Genomic DNA, 21,235 nt, shown 5'->3' with positions numbered 1-21,235 from the left:
GTCTTATCAATTCGTTATCGTAGGTAACCGGAATGGTGGACATGACCAGAGTTAAGGTGATGAATCCGATTTTTAAACCGGATGATGCCAGAACTTTCGTCCTCTACCCCTACAGGATTTTCCACATCAGGCTGTACTTCAAAAGGATAGCTGGCAGGGACAAAGAGCTCGACTACTACGCCTACGTTGACTGCTACCGCTTTGGGGTTGAGAGAGGCGACGATTTTATAGAGCTTCACGAGTGGGATGTGCCGAACGATGTTGTGATGGACGAGCTTGTTGGCAGAGAAGATGCAAGGAAGAAGGCGATGGAGAGTGCCTTTCTGTGGGGCAATATGAGGGTTATATCCTGGTGGACTCCAAGAACAGATATTTTGAGGGAGGAAAAGGCCTACAAGGTTTTCTGGATATTTGAAGAGGACGGGAAAAAGAGAATAATGGACAGTCTAACCGGAGACGTGTTCGATCTACAGTGAGCTCAGGTCGTGTACTTTGCGTTCAGGTTTACATAGTCGTGTGTCAGGTCGCAGCCGATTGCGTAACCCTCCTCGCTACCCTTGTGAAGGTCAATTACAAACTTGATTTCCTTGCTGTTTCTCATTATTTCCTTGGCTTTCTGCCTCGTGTTCATGATTTCTCCTCTGTCAAGAAGCTTGACAGAGCCCGCTTCTCCCTCGAGAACGAGCGTTATGCAGTCGTCGACGTCCGCTCCGGAGTAGCCGAGAGCGGCAATGATTCTGCCCCAGTTGGGGTCGTTGCCAAAAACGGCAGTCTTAACGAGTGTAGATGAGACGACACTTCTCGCAGCTTTGAACGCATCTTCTTTGCTTTTAGCTCCCCTGACATAAACCTCAATCAGCTTTGACGCACCCTCGCCATCCATTGCAATCATCTTCGCGAGGTTGATGCAAACCTCGTTGAGTCCCTGCTGGAAAACATCTCTGTCCACCTTCTTCTTGCCAGTTGCAACAAGCAGAACCATGTCGTTCGTTGACGTGTCTCCGTCAACCACCGTTACATTGAAGGATACATCAACTGCATTTTTCAGCATTTCCTGCAATTCATGACTCTCGAAGTCCGCATCAGTAAAAATGAACGCGAGCATGGTGGCCATGTTTGGGGCTATCATCCCTGCCCCCTTCGCAACTCCTGCAATAATCACATCACCTGCTTTAACTGCGTACTCCTTTGTAAAGGCATCCGTCGTCACTATTGCCTTTGCGAAGCTGTGAGCTGCATCTCTACTCGAGTTAAGGCTCGGGAAAATGGATTCGAAGGTCGTCTCTATCCAGCCCATATCAAGCTGAACTCCGATGACGCCCGTGGAGGCTACGGCTATCTTGCTCGCATCTACTCCCAGCCTCTCGGCGAGCATTTCGGCCATCCTTTTTGCATTTTTTATTCCCTGCTCGCCGGTGAAGGCATTGGCATTTCCGCTGTTTACGATGATACCCTCTATTTCTCCGCCCTTTATATGCTCCATTGTCACAATGACTGGAGCGGCTTTCAGCTTATTGAGAGTGAAAACCCCTGCAACTTTTCCCTTACACTTCACAATGCCAAGGCCATATTTACCCTCCTTGATTCCACAGCAGTAAACACCATCAACGTCAGTAATTCCTGCATCGATTCTTTTAATTTCCATGCCCCACTGGTTGAATTCAGGTCTTTTAATCTTTTCCGATTTAGGAATTTACCGGACGTACTGGGCGTAATGTGTGCGTGAGGGCTTTAGCGACGATATATTTGAAGAAACGTACCTCTGAATCGATTTTATCATTCATCTCTTTTGATTACAGTTTTCCGAAACCTCCGGAATCAGATTGTACAGGCTATCGCCGAGGTCGTCCTCCAGCATCCACGAAATAGCCACATCGGCCACATCAAAAAAATTATATGAATCCTCACAGCCTGAGAAACGATGAGCCTCGAAAAGGAGTATCTCGACATAACATTCCTCCAGGAAAACGGATTCGTGAGAAAGCGCTGTCCAAAGTGTGGAAAATACTTCTGGACTGCTGGCGATCACGAGATATGCAATGACCCGCCATGCGGGAGCTACACCTTCATTGAAAACCCCGTTTTTAAAAAGCCATTTAACCTCGACGAGATGCGGGAGTACTATCTGAGCTTCTTCGAAAAGAGAGGTCATGCAAGAATCGACCGATATCCCGTCGTTGCGAGGTGGAGAGATGATATCTATCTCACAATTGCGTCGATTGCAGACTTCCAGCCGTTCGTAACTTCTGGAGTTGCTCCTCCGCCAGCAAACCCCCTCACGATTTCCCAGCCCTGCATAAGAATGGATGACCTCGACAGCGTGGGCAGGACTGGCAGACACCTCACACTCTTCGAAATGATGGCCCACCATGCGTTCAACTACCCCGAAAAGGAGATTTACTGGAAGAACGAGACTGTTAAGCTCTGCACCGAGCTGCTCGAGGAGCTTGGAGTTCCCAAGGAGAACGTAATCTACAAGGAGGAGCCCTGGGCAGGCGGAGGCAACGCCGGGCCTTGCCTTGAAGCGATAGTTGGAGGCCTTGAGCTCGCAACTCTCGTCTTCATGAACCTTGAAGTCTCGCCAGATGGTGACATTGAGATCAAAGGCGAAAGGTACAGAAAGATGGACAACTACATCGTCGATACTGGCTACGGCTTGGAGCGCTTTGTATGGGCGAGCCAGGGTACGCCAACGGTTTACGATGCGATATTCCCTGAAGTCCTCGATTTCATCGAGGAGAACAGCAACATCAGCTTCTCCCGCAAAGATGAGGAAGTCAGGAGAATAATTGCTGAAAGTTCGAAGCTCGCTGGAGTTATGAGTTCCCTGAGAGGTAAGGCTCTGGAGGAGTTCAGACTCAACGCAGCCAACAGGCTTGGCATATCTGTGGACGAGCTCGTAAGCATCGTGTCCCCCCTCGAAAAGGTTTATGCCTTGGCTGACCACACGAGGACGATTCTCTTCATGCTCGGCGACGGACTCATTCCGTCGAACGCCGGCGGAGGTTATCTGGCGAGGCTCATGATAAGGAGAAGTCTCAGGCTTGCTGAAGAGCTGAACCTCTCCGCCACGCTGTTTGACCTCGTCGAGCTTCACAGAAGGCTCCTCAAGCCGTTCACCTTCGAGATACCAATGGAGACGATTCAGGAGATTCTCGAGCTGGAGGAGAAGCGATACAGAGCTACAATAGAGAAGGGCCTGAGAATGGTCGAGAGGGTCGTAGCAAAGAAGAAGCGCATAGAAAAGGACGACCTCATTGAGTTCTACGACTCCCACGGGATTCCGGCAGAACTCGTTGCCAAAATTGCTGAGGAGAAAGGTGTCGAAGTCGAGATGCCCGAGGACTTCTACGCAGAGCTTGCGTCGAGGCACGTCAAGGCGGAGAAGAAGGAAGAAGAGAAGAAGTTGAAGGGCACGTACCCACCAACTGAAAAGCTCTACTACGACTCCTCCGTTTTGGAATTTGAGGCGGAAGTAATAGGCGTTGAAGGAGAATACGTAATTCTCGACAGAACGGCCTTTTATCCCGAAAGCGGAGGCCAGGACAACGATACTGGATACTTCATTGTAAACTCCACAAAAATCCCCGTGGTTGATGTCTTCGAGGAGAACGGCGTTGTCGTTCACAAGATAAAGGGCAGCCTGAGCGCTGGCACTAAGGTTAAAGGTATAATAGACCGGGGACGCAGGCTCAGACACACGAGGCACCACTCCGCCACGCATCTCCTGCTTTACGCAATCCAGCAGGTTCTCGGCAAGCACGCGTGGCAGAGCGGTGCGAGGAAGGAATGGGAAAAGGCAAGGCTCGACGTCACCCACTACAAGAGGCCGAGTGAAGAGGAGATTTACGAGATAGAGAGAATAGCAAACAGGGAAGTTATGGCGAACAAGCCGGTAACGTGGGAGTGGATGGACAGAATTGAGGCAGAGAGACGCTACGGCTTCAGACTCTATCAGGGTGGTGTGCCGCCCGGCAGAGAGATCAGGGTCGTGAGGGTTGGGGATGACGTTCAGGCTTGCGGAGGAACCCACTGCAGCTCTACAGGCGAGATAGGCGTTATAAAAATCCTTAAAGTGGAATCGATTCAGGATGGAGTCATAAGATTCGAGTTCGCTGCCGGAGAGGCTGCTTTGGAGCAGATTGCGAAGAATGAAGCCCTGCTCAAGGAGGCAAGCAGGATTCTGCGCGTCGAACCCACTATACTTCCAAAGACAGTTCAGAGGTTCTTCGACGAGTGGAAAGAGCAAAAGAAGGAGATAGAGAGGTTGCTTGCCGAGATTGCCAGGCTGAAGGCCGAAAGTCTTGCAGAGAAAGCTGAAGAGTTCGATTCGATAAAAGTAGTAGCCGAGGTAATTGATGCTCCGATGAACGAGCTCGTCAAGATTGGTAGCGAGCTTGCAAACCTCGGCTGTGTGGGCTCTTTAATGTCTCAGCGTGAGGGAGTCAGGCTCGTAACCTTCAGCGGAGTGGATGGCATAGATGCAAGGGAACTCATAAAAGAAATAGGTAGGCACATAAAGGGAAGCGGAGGAGGAAAACCAAATCTCGCCCAGGGCGCGGGACAGAGAGCCTTAACGAGGGACGAACTCATGGATATAATATTCACCTTCCTGAGGCAGAGATATGCATGAAGTAAGGGTTACAGGGATCAAACTTCCCATCATTCGGGCAAATTCAGGCATAGCGTCGCTGGCAGCGCTGATAGCTCCCTACGTCGAAAGCGGAGACGTCGTTGCCATATGTTCCACGATTGTTTCAAAGGCAGAAGGAAGGCTCAGAAGGCTCGAAGAGTACACTCCATGTGAGAAAGCGATAAAAATTGCTGAAAGGCTTTGCGAAGATCCAAGGCTTGTTCAGGCTGTACTTGAGGAGAGTGAGGAAGTCCTGATTGACTACCCATTTCTGCTCGTAAAAGCGAAGTTTGGCAATGTTTGTGTTAACGCGGGAATTGACAGGAGCAATGTCGAGCCTGGCTTTATACTCCTCCCACCCGAAAACCCGGACAGAAGTGCGGAACGAATAAGGGAAGAACTCGTGAAGACCGGAAAGGATGTGGGAATCATCATAACAGACACAAACGGAAGATGCTTCAGAAAGGGTGTTACAGGCTTTGCTATCGGTGTTTCCGGAGTTGTCCCTCTGAGAGACTGGAAAGGGAAAAAAGACCTCTATGGCAACGACCTTCAGAGGACCGAAGAATGCATTGCTGACGAGATTGCTGCCTTCGCTAACCTCATAATGGGCGAGGGCGACTCCGGTATACCCGCGGTCGTTTTTAGGGGTTTGAAGTTCTGGCTTGGTGAAGACGACGACATAGATGAGGGAATGAAGGCTGTTTACAGAAGTGAGGCAGAGGACGTGATAAGGAGGCTAATAAAGCTCGCCAGATCAGAGAAATGATACTGGAGTCTATTGTTTTTGAAGATTTGATTGAAACCAAAATGGTAGAGGGCTATGCGTTCAATCTGACGTACTTCGATCATGTCATACCTCTGAAAGTATTCAGAGCTGGATCAAATAGATTTCCAGTGATTTTTGAAACATTGAGTGGGGATTAAGAATAGAGATGCAGTCTGCCCGCTTACAGAGAAGAGGTGCCAACGATGAACAGAGTGGTGGTTGCCGGAATAAACGTCAGAAACGTTGCAGAATCTGCAAGGAAAGCAGGGTGGACTGTTTTTGCTGTGACAAAGTACTGCGATGCAGACCTCTACCTCTACGCAGACAGAATCGTCAGAGTCGAAGATAAACAGGAAGCAGAAGAAGCAGTAAAAGAGGTATCTGAACGCTACAACGCTCCAGTAGTTTTATCCACAGGTTTTGAAGATCTCAAAGTTGAGAACACCATTGGTAGGGTAGACGAGAGGACGCTCGATAAACGAAAGTTCTACAGAATTCTCGAAAGGGCTGGAATTCCGCATCCTGAATTTGCAGAATCATGTGGGGAGGGCCCGTTCCTAGTAAAGCCGAGGAGGGGTGGGGGAGGTGTTGATGTTTTCCTCTCGGACACTCCCGTAACCTCGAATGATTGCGTCTGCCAGCAGTACATTCAGGGAACTTCGTGCTCAGTATCTCTGTTATGTGGAAGAAGAACAACCGTTGTTGCAGTCAATCACCTCCTCTCGGGATGGAACGAAATGAACGCATCGGATTTCAAGTATTCTGGAAACATAACTCCCTATCCGTGCGAAGCTGAACTTAGAAACGAAATTTGTAGAATCGCTGTGGAGACTGTAGAACTATTCGACCTTTCTGGCTCCGTTGGTGTCGATTTTATAATTGCAGATAAACCGTACGTTCTCGAGGTGAATCCGAGATTCCAGGGAAGTCTCGACAGTATCGAGTGGAGCCTTGATGTGAATCTATTCTCCATGCACGTTGCGAGCGTCGAAGGTAGGGCAGTTGAAGTGCCGAAGCCGAGGAGGTTTGCAGCGAGGACAATCATGTACGCGGACAGAGAAATGAGGCTAAAGATCCCCGCGACGTGCCCCTTCTTTGCAGATATTCCGCCCAGAGGAGTTAAGGTAGAAAAGGGCGAGCCTCTGCTCTCGATTCTCGCTTCTGGTGGAAGTTTTGAGAATGTTGTTGAAAAAGTCCTCGAGAGGAAGAATCTCGTTTACGCAATGCAGTTATAAACTGTTGGTTAATATAATGCTATGCTTCACGAGGCGATAGAAGTTGGGAGAAAACTCGCAGCCTACAGGCTGATAGATGGGGCGAGTGGAAATCTCAGTTTCAGGAATGGTGACACGATCACCATAACAAAAACAGGCGTAATGCTCGACGAACTCGATGAGGACTCCTTTGTAACGCTGAAGCTTGGAGAGAGAAGTGCCGAAGCTTCGAGCGATTTGGTTGTTCACGAGGCGATTTACAGAAAAACCGATTACAAGGCCGTTCTCCACTGCCACGGCATCTTCAATGTTGTTCTTTCCTTTAAGACTGACAAAATTATGCCGGTTGACCTCGAAGGCAGAGTTTTCATTGGTGAGGCGAGAGTCGTTGAGGGGAGGTTTGGCAGCGAGGATCTTGCAGCGAAGATAGCAGAAGAAGTGGCTAAAAGAAAGGTAGCGATCGTCAGAGGACACGGAATCTATGTCGCTTCAGAGAACCTGAAAATGGCCTTTAGACTTGCGAGCTACTTGGAGCACTCGTGCGAAATTCTGTACAGGCTCGAGACTTTGAAGGGCTTGTAGTTTGATTTTTGTTGCATGTATGTAGTTCACGTCTGAAGTCTTACACGTCTGTGTTTGACTATATTTTAGCGTGTTCGTTTCAACCTACATTAGTCGGATTTCAACGAGTAGTGATGCCAAAAACTCCAGCAGAGAGTGTGGCGTTACATCACATCCCAAGTTTGCATAATAAACTACAGCAGCAGAGAAAAGCCAAGACAAGGGATGCTGCGATTGCCAAGTTAACTACAGCAAAAAATTTTAAAACAAATTAGAGATAGGTGCAGTTAGTCGATGGCCCGGATGGGGTAGAGGTTATCCTCTGGGACTGTGGATCCCAGGAGCCGGGTTCGAATCCCGGTCCGGGCCCTAAGAAGGGGTTGAAGGCACGGTAACAAACTTCAACCCCTTAAATAACTCTTCTGAGAAAAATAAGAGCGTGGTACAGAAGGTAGATATGGAAAAGTGGCGGAGCATTGACTACGAGAAGCTACTGCAAAACGGGATAAGCATTGAAAGAGTCCAGAGGGAAATGAAGAGCCTAAGACTGTTATGCGAAAGGTACGATATACACCTGGGGAACTTGAATGAAGACTCCTCAACGAGATCCTGAAATGTGATGTGTTGTTAGCAGATCCGCTTGAACAAGAGAAAGTAGCAGAAGCCATTAGCAAAGTCATAGAGTTGTTGGAGCAGGAGAAGTTAGAGTGCGCCTGTCTACATACCAGCCAGCCTTTACGAAGGCCTTAATAGCCTTCTCTACAGAGATTACGAGGAGCTTGGCCATGAAAATCAGACGACGACTTCGACGATCTTGCCTTCAGGCTTGAGCTTCTTCATTCTATCTTCTGCGAGGGATTCGAGGCACCCGATTATAGCTTCCTTGATGTTCTCCAAAACTTCTTCAATATGTTTCACCTTGAGAATGGCAACCCGGTAATGCTGGGAGCAGCTAACTATGTACCCCTTCCTCAGCCTCTTGAATTACGACTTTGAACTTCATTCAATAAGATGCGTAGTACCTAACACTTAAACCCCCGTCGCTGACATTATAATTTCATTATTAGAGAAAAGAACTAAATAGTTTAAAAATTTAGTAAAGTTGATGGTTGGTGTAAGCACCGTAGTTCATGCGTTACAGGCAGTTCTATCACCGATTGGAATCTGGGCAAGTGTTGAGATTGGATACATCATGGGAATTGGAGTTTTTGTACTAATCGGACTGCTCGAACTGGTAGAGGTGATTGCTCAAGTTGTAAAGTTTAAGACTGCACAGGGGTACGAGTAGTGCAATGGTATTTCTTCGTTTAATTACCACCTCCCTTTTTGCGTTTTTGCTCCTGGTATTGTGGATGAGGATCCTCTTAGAGGCCACATATAAGCTAACAAGGTACCACAGAGATGAGAATTTCGTAGAGAGAGTTGCGAGGGTAGGATACGTGTATTTGATTTTGGCATATCCGATGAACCTGTCACTTTACTTTATATCCAACAAGTTGGTTGGAGACGCCTATTTTGAGGAAATTAAGTGGGCTCTATTTGGGACTACATTTGTAATATTAGCAGTTATGAGAATACTGTCCAACGTTACCGAGTATCTTGTAAATGGAGGCTGGGGATTTCATATCAAATCTGGTGGTGAAGTGCAAAAGATAAAAAAGAACTACATCGAAAGCAGTCTAAAACCGAGGATACAGGGCATACTACTATCCCTATTGTTTATCATAGTGGTGTATATCACCCTCAAAAGCCTTTTGATTGTTGTTGCAGACCAGCCTTTGATTATTCCAAAGAGAGAGTTGGGGCTAAATGATTTTGAATTTATTGTGTCTATTTTCTTTGGGGCGTGTGTGGTAGCTCTCTTCTCGGAAACAATTTTGAGGATTTTCCAACCATTTGTTCAAGAGTGATTGAGTGTCTATAGCTCCTATAACTTAGAGAAATCTCTCTTAAAACTTCCTGAATTCCCTTATAGAGTACGATAATTGCCTTGCAATGGTCAGCCTTGGACTTAGATATATTATGCATTCAAAAAATCCAAAAGATTTTATCAAACATCTTCACCATCTTGGTTTACACACGAAAACGGGAATTTCTGAATGCCTTACAACAGCATCAGTCGTGCTGCTGAGTAGCCCACGCTTAAACCGGGAGCTGAGCATTATAATAGAGGCTTTCTCTTCCTTTGCAGTCTTCAGTATCTCCCTATATGGGGTGCCGATTTATATCAGGACTCTGGTATCTATACCGACCTTCTCGAGCTCTTGCTTTACCGAATTAACTGCTTCCTCAGCTTTCTCCTGCATCTCTTTCAGCTTTTTGTTTATCGACTCTATGGGGAACTGCGGCTCTATGGTATACAAAATTACAACTTCCCTGCCACCTGCCCTCGCAGCGCACTTTACGTAGTCGAGCGTTTCGCTGGAGATATCCAGGGGGTAATGGACATAAAGTATTCTGTCGAAGATGTCAGCAGATTCACCTTTGAAGACTATCACTGGAACGCCTGCCCTCCTGAGCACACCCTCAGCAACGCTTCCCAGCAGAATTGTCTTCAGTGTGCTTCGCCCCCTCGAACCCGTGATTATGAGCGAAACTTTTTCGTCTTCAGCAACCTTCACGATTTCTGTAGCCGGATCGCCAACGGGGATGGGTGTATAGTATCTGGCACGTACTCCATGCTGCCTTAGATTGTCCACGAGCTTAGAGAGGTTTTCTTCCGAAACCGCTCTCTCTTGGGACACCCACCCATTCACATTGCTAAAAACAGAACCTTTTACTCTGTTAATGTTCACGACCCTCACAGCCACAACCTCTTCGATTACGCCCCCATACTCCACGAGTACGTCTACTATATTTTCCGAATGTCTGGAAAAATCCGTTGCATACAGCACCTTATCGAACGTTCGTATCACCTCCCCCAAATAGTGCCTCAATCTATTACCCCACTGCACAGAGGAGGGATAACTACTGCAACGGCGGTACAAGTGTAGCATAGACAAAATGCAACCCTTCCACGAGGCAGCATCTTACCTCGGATATAATACTATTGTAACAGTAACCTATATAATTCTTTCTGAAATTAATTCTTAAATAATTAATAGTTATACAACCAAAACTCTTAATACGAGTGCTATTTCTTAGCTACAGTTCTCACCGTGTCCCTTAACATGTACAAATAAGGATAGTGCCCCGGTCGGGCCATTCGAGTTTTTAGCCCCCACTACAACACCCCACGACCACGGCGATATGGCAGAACTCGTTGTCCAAAACCAGCCAACAATTTTTATACAATACGTCAAACGTTCACTGATGGAGTACTTTGAGATTACCCACAGGGATGCAATGGGAAGGATAGCGAAGCTCGAGACTCCTCACGGCGTAATAGAAACACCAACGCTGATGCCTGTCATAAACCCTAACATCGAGTTCATATCTGCCAGCGAGATGAAGAAGTTCGGGGCAGACATGGTAATTACAAACTCCTACATAATTTATCGCACCCCGTCCCTCAGAGATGTGGCTCTTGAGAAGGGTGTTCATGGCCTGCTTGACACTGATCTTGCGGTGATGACCGACAGCGGTAGCTACCAGCTTATGGTCTATGGCGGTGTTGAAGTTAACAACAGAGAAATCGTCGAGTTTCAGAAGGCCATAGGCAGCGATATTGCTGTCCCGCTCGACATCCCGACGCCTCCAGACTCCGTTCTTTCGCTTGCAGAGGAGGATCTGTCTACGACCGTTGAAAGGGAGAGCGAAGCGGCCGAGCTGTTTAAAGGTGAAAAGGCACTGCTTGCCATCCCAATTCAGGGTTCAACTCATCCGGAGTTGAGGAGAAAATCAGCCAGCATTGCCGTCAGGATTGCAGAGGAAACGGGCATAAGGGCTGTGTTCCCCATCGGGGCTGTCGTCCCTCTCCTTGACACCTATCGCTTTGCAGATGTTGCACGCATAGTGCTTGAAGCTAAGTCAGTTCTGCCAGCCTGGGCCCCAGTACATCTGTTTGGAGCGGGCCATCCAATGCTCTTCGCATTGGCCGTTGCCCTCGGCTGCGATCTGTTTGATTCTGCAGCATATGCGCTGTACGCCAAGGATGACCGCTATTTAACCCCTTACGGGACGAAGAAGCTGAACGAATTGCACTACTTCCCGTGCAGCTGTCCTGTGTGCTCCAAGTACACTCCCGAAGAACTCAGGGGAATGAAAAAGTCTGAGAGGGCAAGGCTCATAGCGGAACACAACCTCTACGTCTGTTTCGAAGAAATAAGGACAATAAAGCAGGCAATTAAGGAGAACACGCTGTTTGAGCTTGTTGAGAAGAGGATAAGGTCGCACCCCTACCTCATAGCTGCATGGAGGCTGCTGAAAGAGGAAAGGTATGCAAAGCTCATGGAGATGCTCGATGCAGGCATGAAACAGACATTCTTTTACACGGGCATCGAGAGTGTATACCGGCCTGCAGTAGTGAGGCATGCAGAGAGGGTTAAACAGGTGGAGCTCGAAGGTAGAGAGTTCATCATATCCACAAATCTATTGGAGCAGGCAGATTTCTACCTGCGCCCCGCTTTTGGCATTGTGCCAGCCGAGCTTATTGAATCGTACCCTGCCGGGCACGCTGAGCTTCCTCCTGCCGAGTATATCGAGGGAGAAGCGTTGGAGGTAGCTGTTCGCCACCTCGTGGACTTTCTCAGCCACCACAGCGATAAGAAGTTCAGGATAATGGTTGAGGACGTCTGGAGGCCGTACATAAAAGACCTTCCGCAAAACGCTACGCTGGAGCCAATGGAGTGAGCAGGATGCAGGCTTCGCTTTCCCTCGAGAGAAGAGACGGCCTCGCGAGGCTTGCTGTGCTCGAAGTCGATGGAATGCGTTATCAGACTCCGATGATGATAGATTTTCTGCAGAAGGAGAGGTTTTCTTTTGTTGATTCCATAGATTTTGGCTATGCCCCCTACGCTCTGAAGAGTATTGATGAAGTAAGGTTTGAAATGCTGAGGAGCAGGGATGAAAACTTCACAATCGCAACTGTTTGTTGCAGGCCGAGAGAAATAGTTGAAAGCCTGCTGGAGCTGAGGATGAGCAGCTTAAAGCCCATCTACGCTCCTGCGATTGCAACACCCATGAATTTGCCGCTGCTTGTGTACTTGGGCGTTGACATTGTTGACAACATCCTGCCCATCGTAAAGGGCTACGAGGGCGTTTACATGCTCACCGATGCAGAATTCAGCGTTGATATGTTGAAGGAGCTGCCGTGCAACTGCCCTGTCTGCTCCGAGTACGGCGCCGAAATGAAAAAGCTTGGAAATGAGGAAAGGGGAAAGCTGCTCGCGAGACACAATACTGCAGTGCTTGAACAGCAGATAATGCTCGTAAGGGAGCTTATAAGGCAGGAAGAGCTGAGAAATTTCGTTGAAGCGAGAGTCAAAACGAACCCAGAACTTACAGCAATGCTGCGATTTGCTGACATGCACGACTTTGGCAGCTTCGTTCCCCGCTTTAAGCGGAGCATGATGAAACCAACAACGTCCGAGTCATTTACACGACCCGAGCTTGCACTGTTTTTCAAAAGGAGCGTTGAAATATACGAGCCGAAGAGTAAAACCGTCGTAATTTTGCCGTGTTCCGCAAGAAAGCCCTACATGCTCTCGAAAAGTCATCGAGAGCTGAGGAGGAGAGTTTCGTTTAAGGGAGTTTGCGAGATTATTGTTTCATCGCCCCTCGTATCTCCGAGGGAACTGGAGCTCTGCTATCCTGTAATGAACTATGACGTGCCCGTTACGGGCCAGTGGAGCGGGGATGAAGTAGAATACGTTGCTGAAAAGCTTGCGGCACTCCTAATCAGGGGCGAATTTGATACCGTAATCGCACACGTTGAGAGAGGTTACGCAAAGGTTGCCGAAAGGGCTGCGAGCATAGCCGGAGCTGACGTCATTTTCACGTGTGAAGGCGACATTCTGTCTCCCAGCTCAATCGAAAAGCTGAAGAAAGCTCTCGACGACTCGCCAAAGGATAGCTTTGATTTATACCGGGAGATTTTCGCCCACATGTCTCGCTATCAGTTCGGCATCGGCATGGATGGAAGACCGAGGGGCAAGTACCCCAACCTCGAACTCTATGCCGGGAGGGAAAGGGTAGCGAGAACAGACATGCGCTACGGCATGCTCGACATCGATTTACCCTTCGCGAGGAGGTTGCTCGAGGAAAGGCTTTACTGGGTTGAGATAGCCGATTTCGAACCAAAAGGCACAATCTTTGCTGCTGGAGTCGTTGATGCGGACGAAAACATAAGGCCCAACGATGTCGTCGTTTTCTACAACAGCGAGTTTTACGGTGTTGGAATGGCGAGGATGTCCGGCAGAGAGATGGTCGAAGCTGAAAAGGGGTTTGCAGTTGACGTTAGAAAGAAGGGGAGGTTGTAATTTTTACGGAATTCAGGATATTTAGATAAAATAATAAAAATAGATGATTATTCCTCAAGACTCAGCTTTATCTTGTGCAGAAGCTCTGCAGGCGATTTAACGGGGTATTCAAGCTTATCAAGTATTTCTTCAACGTTTTTACCCTTAATAACCATGCCCTCAAGCCTCTCTGCAAGCTGCTCTTTGCCCACCGGGAAGTCGAGACCTTTTATCCTTACAAGAACGTGCACGGCCCAGTCGATTCCAAGAACTTCAATCTCGTCGTGCCTGATTACCACCTCTTCCTCTTCGAGCCTGCCTTCCTCTTTCAGCTTTCTGTAGGCGAGCTTTGCTATACCGCCCGCAATGTGCTCGTTTGGCTTCTCTTCAAGCCTGCCTTCTATGTACTCCTTTACCTTTTCCTCATCGGCCGTTGCAACGTTTCTCGCGGTCTGCTCGGTTATACCAAGCTCTTTTGCTATCTCGCCATACGTCTTGAAAGCCTCGTTTTTCAGGACAATGACGTATGCAGCTTCAGCAAGCGATGGGAGCCACGTGAGGTTTCTGTATTCTACCAGCTTTTTTAGTCCTCCGAGGAGGTTTATACTCTCCATAAACACTTTTTCCGCCATCTTATCGATGTTTCCACCCTTTGGTTTTGCAATAACCTCCATACTATCACCTCCGCCAATTATTCTACCTCTTCAATCTTTTCCTGCTTTTCTTCCCCAATCCTGCCCCTCCTCTTTATGAACTCGCTGAGCGGAGCTATGATGTCTATTGTTCCGAATTCTGTTATCTCAAAGACCCATGTTCTTGAATCGTGCCCGCAGAGTCTGCAGCCGTCGATTCTGATTGTCCTCAACACGCTGCCGATAGGAAGACCGTAGAGACTTACATCCCACCTCGTTTCTACGAGTTTCTTGTCGAGAACAATCGTTCCATCTACTATGTGCGCTACCGCAAGCCCTCCGGCTGCTTCGGCACTCTCACTTGCCTGCGCACTCCTCTTTTGCGAGACGAATATGCCAGTCTGTCTCCACTTCTTTAGGAAGTTGAAGAACTGCCTGACTATCTGTCTGGCCATCATCTCCTTGTGCTCGTAGAGGCCGGTGATACTGTCTATTATTACGTTGGTTACCTTCTTCTCCCGTATTGCGTAGGCCATAGTGTCGAGCAAAGCTTTTGGATTCTCTCTGAGCTCATCGCTCTCCGAGGCATCGATTACAACTATGTTCTCCTCAACCTTGCTGAAGTCAGCCCCCATCGCCTCGCTCTTATGCTTTAAAGCCGTGTAGAGGAAGTTTGCCGGACTCTCAACAGTGACGAAGAGTACACGGTAACCCGCATTAGCCTGCGTTACGGCAAACTGCTCCGCAAGCACACTCTTACCGCTATCGGGAACTCCTGTGAGATTCATTATCGAGAGGTAAGGAAGTCCGCCGAGGGGCTTCTTGACAAACTTTCCATCTTCTTCCTCTATTTTGAAGAACATCTCGTCAAGTTTCGTTCCCGTTGGAATGCCAAAAAGCTTTGGAGCCTTGGATTCGAGTTCCCTGAGTTCGTAGTACCTCGCCATATTATAATTTAATTGTTGAAAAGATATAAACCTTGCTCATCACAATTACCATTGCACTACCACTTACGCATCCAGAACTGGGGTATGAAGAGAGATATTACCGTGAACATTTCAAGCCTTCCAACCCACATGTCTACAGCAAGCACCAGCTTGACGTGGTAGGGCAGAGCAGCGTAGCTTTCCGCCGCTCCAGCCAAACCCATCGCAGGACCGATGTTACCGAGACATGCCGCAACTGAAGAAATGGATGTAATTATGTCGAGGCCGGATAGAGCGAGTGTAAGGGAAGAAAAGACGAAAACGAGGATGTAGAGTATGAAGAATGCCGCAATTGCGTCGAGCGCCTCTTTGTTTATCACTTGCTCGCCATACCTGACTATTCTGACTATCCTCGGCTCCGCAGCCTTCAGCACCTGAAGGATTGCGTACTCGAGAAGAAGATACAGCCTTATGACCTTCATTCCACCGGCCGTAGAACCGGAGCAGCCGCCCACGAACATCAGAATGAGAATAACCATCTTCGCAGCATCGCTCCACGTGTCAAAGTCGGAGGTTGTGTAACCGGTCGTGGTTACTATCGAGACAGTCTGGAAAACTGAATACCTGATTGACTCGAGGAGGTCGAATTTCTGGAGGTTTACAACTGCAAGCATGGCTGCAGAAATCGCAATAATTGCGGCGTATATTCTGAATTCGGGATCTCTGAAGGGTAGACGCTTTCCGGTTAGAAGGAAATAGTGAAGGGCGAAGTTCGTTCCGCCAAGGAACATGAAGAGAGATATAACAGCTTCAATTGCCGGACTGGAAAAATAGGCTATGCTCTCAGTGTGGGTTGAGAACCCGCCCGTGGAGAGCGTCGTGAATGCATGCGTTATGGCATCAAAGGGAGAAAGACCAAGGAAATAGAGGATCATGGCCTCGAGGACTGTATAGAACAGGTATATGCTGTAAAGAATGATTGCCGTGTCTTCAACCCTCGGTTTTAGTTTGCCGAGGTTAACTCCCGGATACTCCGCCTGAAAGAGCTTTTCACCCTTCCTCGCCATTGCTGGAAATACAGCGACGAAGAGGACGATTATTCCCATTCCACCGAGCCACTGCGTGAGACTTCGCCAGAAGAGGATAGATTTTGGCAAATCCTCAACTCTATCGAATATCGTGGCTCCCGTGGTGGTGAATCCGGACATGGTTTCGAAGAAGGCGTTAACCGGGTGGGTGTGGAACAAGAGAGGTATCGAGCCAACAATCGAAACGGACAGCCAGCCGAGGCCGACAATTGCCATACCCTCCTTGTACCTCAGCAGCTCGCTTTCAGGCTTTAGAAGCATGAAAACAACTCCAGTAGCGATGGCCGCTGCCTGGGCGGCGATGAATGGTTTAACAGGTTCACCATAGTAGTAGGCTATTGCAAGGGGGAGCAGCATTATTAGGGAAAAGTAGATGAGAATTCTGCCCAGGAAGTTCAGAACGAGGCGGACATTCATTGTATCAGCCCTAACTGAGCCTGTCTTCTACTTCCTCTATATCTTCCCACGTCGTGAAGACGAGGAGCTTGTCGCCAAGTCTTAGCTCAGTCTCACCCTTCGGAATCAGGCATTCGTCACCCCTCAGTATTGCGCCTATGATAGCTCTCTTTGGCAGCTTTATATCTCTTATCCGCCTGCCTGACAGCTTTTCACTCTTAACACTCACTTCGAGAACGGCAGCTTCACCACCAAGCTCTGCCAGCGTGTGAACATCCATCAGCCTCAGATTTTTTATAACTTCTGCGTAGGTGATTTTCCTTGGCGAAAGAGCCGCGTCAACGCCAACCTTCTCAAAGAGCTTTGCGTAGCCAACCTTTTCCACTCTCGCTATGGCCTTTTTCGCCCCGAGACTCTTTGCAAGGAGGGAGACGAGGAGGTTTTTACCGTCACTCTCTGTCGTAGCTATTGCCACATCAGACTTTCCGACCTCCTCTTCCATCAGCAAATCGAGGTCTGTGGCGTCGCCTATTATGACTCTCGTCCTCTTCAGAACTCTGCAGAGACTTTCACAAACTTCAGGGTTAGAATCTATGATTTTGATGTTAAGGTTGCTCTTGTCCAGAATTCGAGCAACGTAGCTTCCAACTATTCCTCCACCGAAAATAACGACGTTCTTAACAACAGGGTCGCCGAAAACTCTGGTCATTTTCCCTATGCTCTCCCACGTTCCGACTACAGCGACTTTGTCTCCTTCTCTAAGCTCGGTATCGCCCCTCGGAACTATCAGCTCCCCGTTTCTGTAAACTGCTGTAAGTATAACATTTTCAGGAAGAGGAAGCTCGGCAACCTTTTTTCCCGCTACAGGAGAACCCTTAGGGATGATTATTTCAACCATATCCACCTTACCGCCGCTGAAAGAGACGAAGTCAACGGCTCCGGGAATTGTAACGAGGTTTGCTATGGCACTTGCAAGGGCGAGTTGCGGGCAGATTACAACATCGTAACCCATAAAGTGGTCTTTAACAATGGGTTTATCCACGTACTCCGGGTTTCCAACCCTAACGATCGTCTTCTTAACTCCAAGCTTTCTGGCGGCAATGCCGGCTATGAGGTTCGCCTCATCGTTTCCTGTAACTCCTATGAATATGTCTGCATTGCCAACGTCTGCCTTGCTGAGAACGCTCGGACTCGCTGCATTACCTCTGATAACTTCAACGTTGAGCTTATCTACCTCGTCTGCTTTTCTTTCATCATTTTCTATGACAATGACCTCGTAGTTATGGGATAATTCTCTTGCTAAGTTGTAGCCAACTTCGCCAGCTCCTGCAATCACTATCCGCATCTACCAACCCTTCAATGAGAGTGTTAAATACTTTCTGGATTTATCCAGTACTTTTCTGTCTGCATCTTTTTGTGTGTTTTTGTGCTTAAGGTTATGCCCCACACCTGTGCGAGTCCAGCGTCAAACCTGCGACATAGCATGTGAGTAAGATTTAGAGAAAAACATGCGGGGGGAGGGATTTGAACCCTCGGACCCCTTCGGGAGTGGATCTTGAGTCCACCGCCTTTGGCCTGGCTCGGCAACCCCCGCACGGAGGACACGTCCTATGAGCCTTAAAGTGGTGCCACAGACACCACATTGCGGATGTAACGGGCGCATTGCACTGCACCCAGTGTAATGAAATAATGGAATTTCTGTTAATAGTATTTATGGTTAGGGAATTTGATTTGACTGCGCAAGGTCACATCAAAAATTCATCTACTCTTCCTAACTCTCTTATAATCTCCATCTGCCTCAATGCAAGTCTCCTTGCATCTTCCATCGATATCTCCTTCAGGATTCTTCCACTTTCCATGAACTTCACAAGCAGCGGCTCTTTACCCTCAGGCGCTTTATCTCTGAAAAGCCTGATTTCGTCCTCCATTTTTTCCCAGTCTCTGTAGACCTGTTTCATTCCGCCCCTCTTGCCACGCTTGGCAACAAAATTTCCTTCTCTTTCCACTATGTCCAGAGCAAAGTCTGCCGGCTTTGCAGCCGCGATGTACGTTCCTACACCAAACACGTCAACAACATCTCTAAGTTTCAGGATAGTTTCAACATCGATGCCACCGCTCAGGACAATTTTAACATCCTTTCTGCCCCTTATATCCAGTTCCCATCTTATCTCTTCGATTATCTTCCTCAGATCTCCTCTCCTCGAGCTCGGGGTGTCGAGTCTGATACCATCGACCCTCTCGACGTTTTCAATTGCCATTATTGCCTCGCTTTTCTCGTCGCAGTATGTATCGACGAGCATAGTCCTTGGAACTTTTTTATCAACAACCTCGTTAAAGGCCTTCCACGCTTCAATCTGGTTGCCAAAGGAGATTATCAGTGCGTGAGGCATCGTTCCCACACTCTTTATGCCAAGGTACTTCTCCGCCGCGTAGTTACTCACACCGTCAACACAACCAATGTATGCTGCTCTCTCTATCATCGCAGCAAGTGCGGGGTGCTGTCTTCTCGTTCCGAAAGATAGAACCTTTCTGTCTCCTGCAGCGAGCTTTGCCTTGAACGCTGCTGTCGCCACTCCGCTTGCATGGCAGATGAAGCCGAGAAGAGCGGTTTCGAACCTTGCAAAGTCCAGATACCTGCCCACTATGGTTAGAACGGGCTCGTGAGGGAAGAACAGCGTCCCTTCTGGCATTGCGTAAACGTCAACCGGCAAACCTTCCATCAGTTTCAGTACGTCGTTCAGGCCAGTGAAGATTCCCCATGTAGAGGTTGTAACCTCAGCAACGACGAGCGGATTGACACCCTTCTCCTTCAGAATCCGTTCAGTCCATATGAAGTAGCGGTCGGTGACTTCACCCTTCCTAATGTCCTCGCCATCAACAATCAGAAATGTCATTCTTTACACCTGCAGGGCTTTTTACCACATCTAATGCAGTAGCCAGGATATTTCTTCGAAATTTCTTCTTCCACGTCGATTCCGTAAAGGTTTGCTACACTTAAAACCCAAGCGATTATGTCTGCAATTTCTTCGCCCACGTTGCTTCCTTTCCTAACAGCTTCTGCAAGCTCGCCCACTTCCTCAATGAGCCAGAGGGTGGTCTTCTCCACTCCTCTTGCCGCATCCCTCTCAAAGTAAAGCTCTCTGATGAGCTGCTGGAACTCCCTTATTGTCACACTACCACCTGAACCTACAACCTTACGGGTACACCCTTTTCCCTGAGGTACTCCTTTATTTCCCTAATCTCGATCTCCCTGTAGTGGAATATGCTCGCCGCAAGACACGCATCAGCCTTCCCTTCCACAAATCCCTCGTAGAAGTGCTCTATTGTTCCTGCTCCGCCAGATGCTATGATCGGGATCGAAAGCTCTTCGCTTATCTTCCTCGTTATTGGGATGTCAAAGCCATCTTTTGTGCCATCCCTGTTCATTGAAGTCAGCAGAATCTCGCCAGCTCCAAGTTCTTCAACCTTCTTCGCCCACGAAACTGCATCAATTCCCACGGGTTTCCTCCCACCGTATATCACAACCTCGTACCACGCTTTACTGCCATCTTCGAGCTCAATTATGTATTCTCCCTTACTCAAATCGAAGTTTCGCCTGCAGTCTATGGCTATCACTATGCACTGGCTGCCAAAAATCTGCGATGCTTCCCTTACAAATTCCGGGTTTTTGACCGCCGCGGTGTTTATCGCCACCTTGTCCGCTCCAGCAGAAAGCAGGCGGTTTATGTCTTCTACGCTCTTGACACCACCGCCAACGGTCAGGGGGATAAATACCTGCTCGGCAGTTCTCTCCACAACGTTGACCATTGTATCTCTTCCGTGGGCAGAGGCCGTTATGTCGAGAAAAACCAGTTCATCTGCTCCTTCCTCGTCGTATCTCTTGGCCAGCTCCACGGGATCGCCAGCCCTTCGAAGATTCACGAACTGGACTCCTTTAACTACAGTTGCACCACTTTCGTCAAGTGTGACATCAAGACAGGGAATTATCCTTTTCGCGAGCATAATATCACGTCCATATAGCTCACATCAGTAACGTATTTTAAAGTCTTCAAACTCTCCTGTAGCTTCGCCCTCTGATATCTCAATACCCTTTACGATTGCGTGAAGTGGGCCTTGCCTGACGGTTGAAATGAACTTTTCAAGTTGTTCTTCACTTCCCTCGGCGACTATATATACTCTGCCGTCGGAGAGGTTCATAACGTAACCTTTGACACCCATCTCCTTCGCAACCTTGCGTGTGAAGTAGCGAAAGCCCACGCCCTGAACGACACCGCTGATGTAGGCGGTAATACGCTTCATCTCCCGGCAGTGCCACGGGAGGATATTAAAGATTACTCAAAAGTTTGTGGCCAAGGTGGAGTGTTTAAAAGATGTGGCTGAAAGAAGACCTTTTTCCTGAAATAACGAAGGACCATTAAAACTGCACAGCCGAAGCAAAAGAGCACCTCAGGCAGCACAGTAAAGCAGAAATATCCTCTCACCTATCTCTCGGACCCAATCAGTGGCTGATCTGGTACAGGGAGGATTGGCTGAGCCCGAGGGTGGCCCTTTTCATAGCCGGCCTCGCAGTAGTGATTCTGGTGGCATACCTACTGCGAAGTCCTGTATAATTCGCATG

Annotated in this window: 21 protein-coding genes and 2 tRNA genes; 10 read left to right on the top strand and 13 right to left on the bottom strand. The window is 48.3% G+C overall.

Translation table 11 applies throughout. From position 1 onward, the window contains the following. Window positions 1–32 precede the first annotated feature (32 nt). Window positions 33–476, top strand: coding sequence for a hypothetical protein (locus ARCVE_RS03785; protein WP_013683458.1), 444 nt, complete (start codon window positions 33–35; stop codon window positions 474–476). 2 nt (window positions 477–478) lie between these two features. Here the strand turns inward: ARCVE_RS03785 and argJ are convergent, their stop codons facing one another. Next, window positions 479–1,645 carry a bifunctional ornithine acetyltransferase/N-acetylglutamate synthase gene (gene argJ, locus ARCVE_RS03780; protein WP_013683457.1) on the bottom strand — a complete coding sequence of 389 codons (1,167 nt, stop codon included), beginning with the start codon at window positions 1,643–1,645 and terminating at the stop codon, window positions 479–481. Between the two features lie 276 nt (window positions 1,646–1,921). Here argJ and alaS point away from each other — a divergent pair, with 276 nt between their 5' ends. The 5 genes from alaS (at window position 1,922) to ARCVE_RS03755 (ending at window position 7,546) form a co-directional block, all read left to right on the top strand. Further along, window positions 1,922–4,633 carry an alanine--tRNA ligase gene (gene alaS / locus ARCVE_RS03775; RefSeq protein WP_013683456.1) on the top strand — a complete coding sequence of 904 codons (2,712 nt, stop codon included), beginning with the start codon at window positions 1,922–1,924 and terminating at the stop codon, window positions 4,631–4,633. After that, window positions 4,626–5,402: a coenzyme F420-0:L-glutamate ligase gene (gene cofE, locus ARCVE_RS03770; RefSeq protein ID WP_013683455.1), complete on the top strand. Its 777-nt coding sequence runs from the start codon at window positions 4,626–4,628 to the stop codon at window positions 5,400–5,402. The genes alaS and cofE overlap by 8 nt, the downstream gene beginning before the upstream one ends. 203 nt (window positions 5,403–5,605) lie before the next feature. Then, complete coding sequence (locus ARCVE_RS03765; protein ID WP_013683453.1) at window positions 5,606–6,637, top strand: ATP-grasp domain-containing protein; 1,032 nt, start codon at window positions 5,606–5,608, stop codon at window positions 6,635–6,637. A 21-nt stretch (window positions 6,638–6,658) separates the two neighbouring features. Beyond that, a complete protein-coding gene (locus ARCVE_RS03760) occupies window positions 6,659–7,198 on the top strand; it encodes a class II aldolase/adducin family protein (protein ID WP_013683452.1) in 540 nt (179 codons plus the stop codon). A 276-nt stretch (window positions 7,199–7,474) separates the two neighbouring features. Then, a tRNA-His gene (locus ARCVE_RS03755) sits at window positions 7,475–7,546 on the top strand. 423 nt (window positions 7,547–7,969) lie between these two features. Here the strand turns inward: ARCVE_RS03755 and ARCVE_RS11700 are convergent. Continuing rightward, complete coding sequence (locus ARCVE_RS11700) at window positions 7,970–8,095, bottom strand: hypothetical protein (RefSeq protein WP_269479065.1); 126 nt, start codon at window positions 8,093–8,095, stop codon at window positions 7,970–7,972. Window positions 8,096–8,282: 187 nt separating this feature from the next. Here ARCVE_RS11700 and ARCVE_RS03750 point away from each other — a divergent pair, with 187 nt between their 5' ends. Both ARCVE_RS03750 and ARCVE_RS03745 read left to right on the top strand, forming a co-directional pair. Next, the gene (locus tag ARCVE_RS03750; RefSeq protein ID WP_013683450.1) at window positions 8,283–8,465 is read left to right on the top strand and encodes a hypothetical protein; all 183 of its coding nucleotides are present in this window, start codon (window positions 8,283–8,285) and stop codon (window positions 8,463–8,465) included. A gap of 64 nt (window positions 8,466–8,529) precedes the next feature. Beyond that, window positions 8,530–9,087, top strand: a complete 558-nt coding sequence (locus ARCVE_RS03745; protein ID WP_156786013.1) for a hypothetical protein — start codon at window positions 8,530–8,532, stop codon at window positions 9,085–9,087. 150 nt (window positions 9,088–9,237) lie between these two features. On the opposite strand, the gene ARCVE_RS11775 is transcribed toward ARCVE_RS03745, so the two are convergent. Together ARCVE_RS11775 and ARCVE_RS10755 are read right to left on the bottom strand one after the other, a co-directional pair. Then, a complete protein-coding gene (locus ARCVE_RS11775; RefSeq protein ID WP_083809318.1) occupies window positions 9,238–9,399 on the bottom strand; it encodes a universal stress protein in 162 nt (53 codons plus the stop codon). Continuing rightward, entirely contained in the window at window positions 9,400–10,113 is a 714-nt protein-coding gene (locus tag ARCVE_RS10755) for a universal stress protein (protein WP_198002017.1), read from the bottom strand. A 376-nt stretch (window positions 10,114–10,489) separates the two neighbouring features. On the opposite strand from ARCVE_RS10755, the gene tgtA reads away from it, so the two are divergent. Next, window positions 10,490–11,968, top strand: a complete 1,479-nt coding sequence (gene tgtA / locus ARCVE_RS03735; RefSeq protein WP_013683448.1) for a tRNA guanosine(15) transglycosylase TgtA — start codon at window positions 10,490–10,492, stop codon at window positions 11,966–11,968. Between the two features lie 5 nt (window positions 11,969–11,973). After that, window positions 11,974–13,596 carry an archaeosine synthase subunit alpha gene (arcS, locus tag ARCVE_RS03730; RefSeq protein WP_013683447.1) on the top strand — a complete coding sequence of 541 codons (1,623 nt, stop codon included), beginning with the start codon at window positions 11,974–11,976 and terminating at the stop codon, window positions 13,594–13,596. Between the two features lie 47 nt (window positions 13,597–13,643). Here the strand turns inward: arcS and ARCVE_RS03725 are convergent, their stop codons facing one another. From ARCVE_RS03725 to ARCVE_RS03685, 9 genes are all read right to left on the bottom strand, one after another. Continuing rightward, window positions 13,644–14,249 carry a circadian clock protein KaiC gene (locus tag ARCVE_RS03725; protein WP_013683446.1) on the bottom strand — a complete coding sequence of 202 codons (606 nt, stop codon included), beginning with the start codon at window positions 14,247–14,249 and terminating at the stop codon, window positions 13,644–13,646. A 17-nt stretch (window positions 14,250–14,266) separates the two neighbouring features. Beyond that, window positions 14,267–15,154 carry a KaiC domain-containing protein gene (locus ARCVE_RS03720; RefSeq protein WP_013683445.1) on the bottom strand — a complete coding sequence of 296 codons (888 nt, stop codon included), beginning with the start codon at window positions 15,152–15,154 and terminating at the stop codon, window positions 14,267–14,269. Window positions 15,155–15,210: 56 nt separating this feature from the next. Beyond that, window positions 15,211–16,638 carry a TrkH family potassium uptake protein gene (locus ARCVE_RS03715; RefSeq protein ID WP_013683444.1) on the bottom strand — a complete coding sequence of 476 codons (1,428 nt, stop codon included), beginning with the start codon at window positions 16,636–16,638 and terminating at the stop codon, window positions 15,211–15,213. 10 nt (window positions 16,639–16,648) lie between these two features. Next, window positions 16,649–17,962: a Trk system potassium transporter TrkA gene (trkA, locus tag ARCVE_RS03710; RefSeq protein ID WP_013683443.1), complete on the bottom strand. Its 1,314-nt coding sequence runs from the start codon at window positions 17,960–17,962 to the stop codon at window positions 16,649–16,651. Between the two features lie 164 nt (window positions 17,963–18,126). Next, a tRNA-Leu gene (locus ARCVE_RS03705) sits at window positions 18,127–18,211 on the bottom strand. 151 nt (window positions 18,212–18,362) lie between these two features. Beyond that, complete coding sequence (locus tag ARCVE_RS03700) at window positions 18,363–19,511, bottom strand: nicotinate phosphoribosyltransferase (RefSeq protein WP_013683442.1); 1,149 nt, start codon at window positions 19,509–19,511, stop codon at window positions 18,363–18,365. Beyond that, window positions 19,508–19,789, bottom strand: coding sequence for a MazG nucleotide pyrophosphohydrolase domain-containing protein (locus ARCVE_RS03695; RefSeq protein ID WP_013683441.1), 282 nt, complete (start codon window positions 19,787–19,789; stop codon window positions 19,508–19,510). Before ARCVE_RS03695 ends, ARCVE_RS03700 begins: the two co-directional genes overlap by 4 nt. A gap of 14 nt (window positions 19,790–19,803) precedes the next feature. Further along, the gene (gene hisF, locus ARCVE_RS03690) at window positions 19,804–20,619 is read right to left on the bottom strand and encodes an imidazole glycerol phosphate synthase subunit HisF (protein ID WP_013683440.1); all 816 of its coding nucleotides are present in this window, start codon (window positions 20,617–20,619) and stop codon (window positions 19,804–19,806) included. 24 nt (window positions 20,620–20,643) lie between these two features. Then, window positions 20,644–20,916: an acylphosphatase gene (locus tag ARCVE_RS03685; protein WP_013683439.1), complete on the bottom strand. Its 273-nt coding sequence runs from the start codon at window positions 20,914–20,916 to the stop codon at window positions 20,644–20,646. Between the last annotated feature and the right edge of the window lie 319 nt (window positions 20,917–21,235).

It is taken from the genome of Archaeoglobus veneficus SNP6 (assembly GCF_000194625.1).
GTDB classification, from domain to species: domain Archaea; phylum Halobacteriota; class Archaeoglobi; order Archaeoglobales; family Archaeoglobaceae; genus Archaeoglobus_C; species Archaeoglobus_C veneficus.
This window is presented reverse-complemented; position numbering and strand designations above follow the sequence as displayed.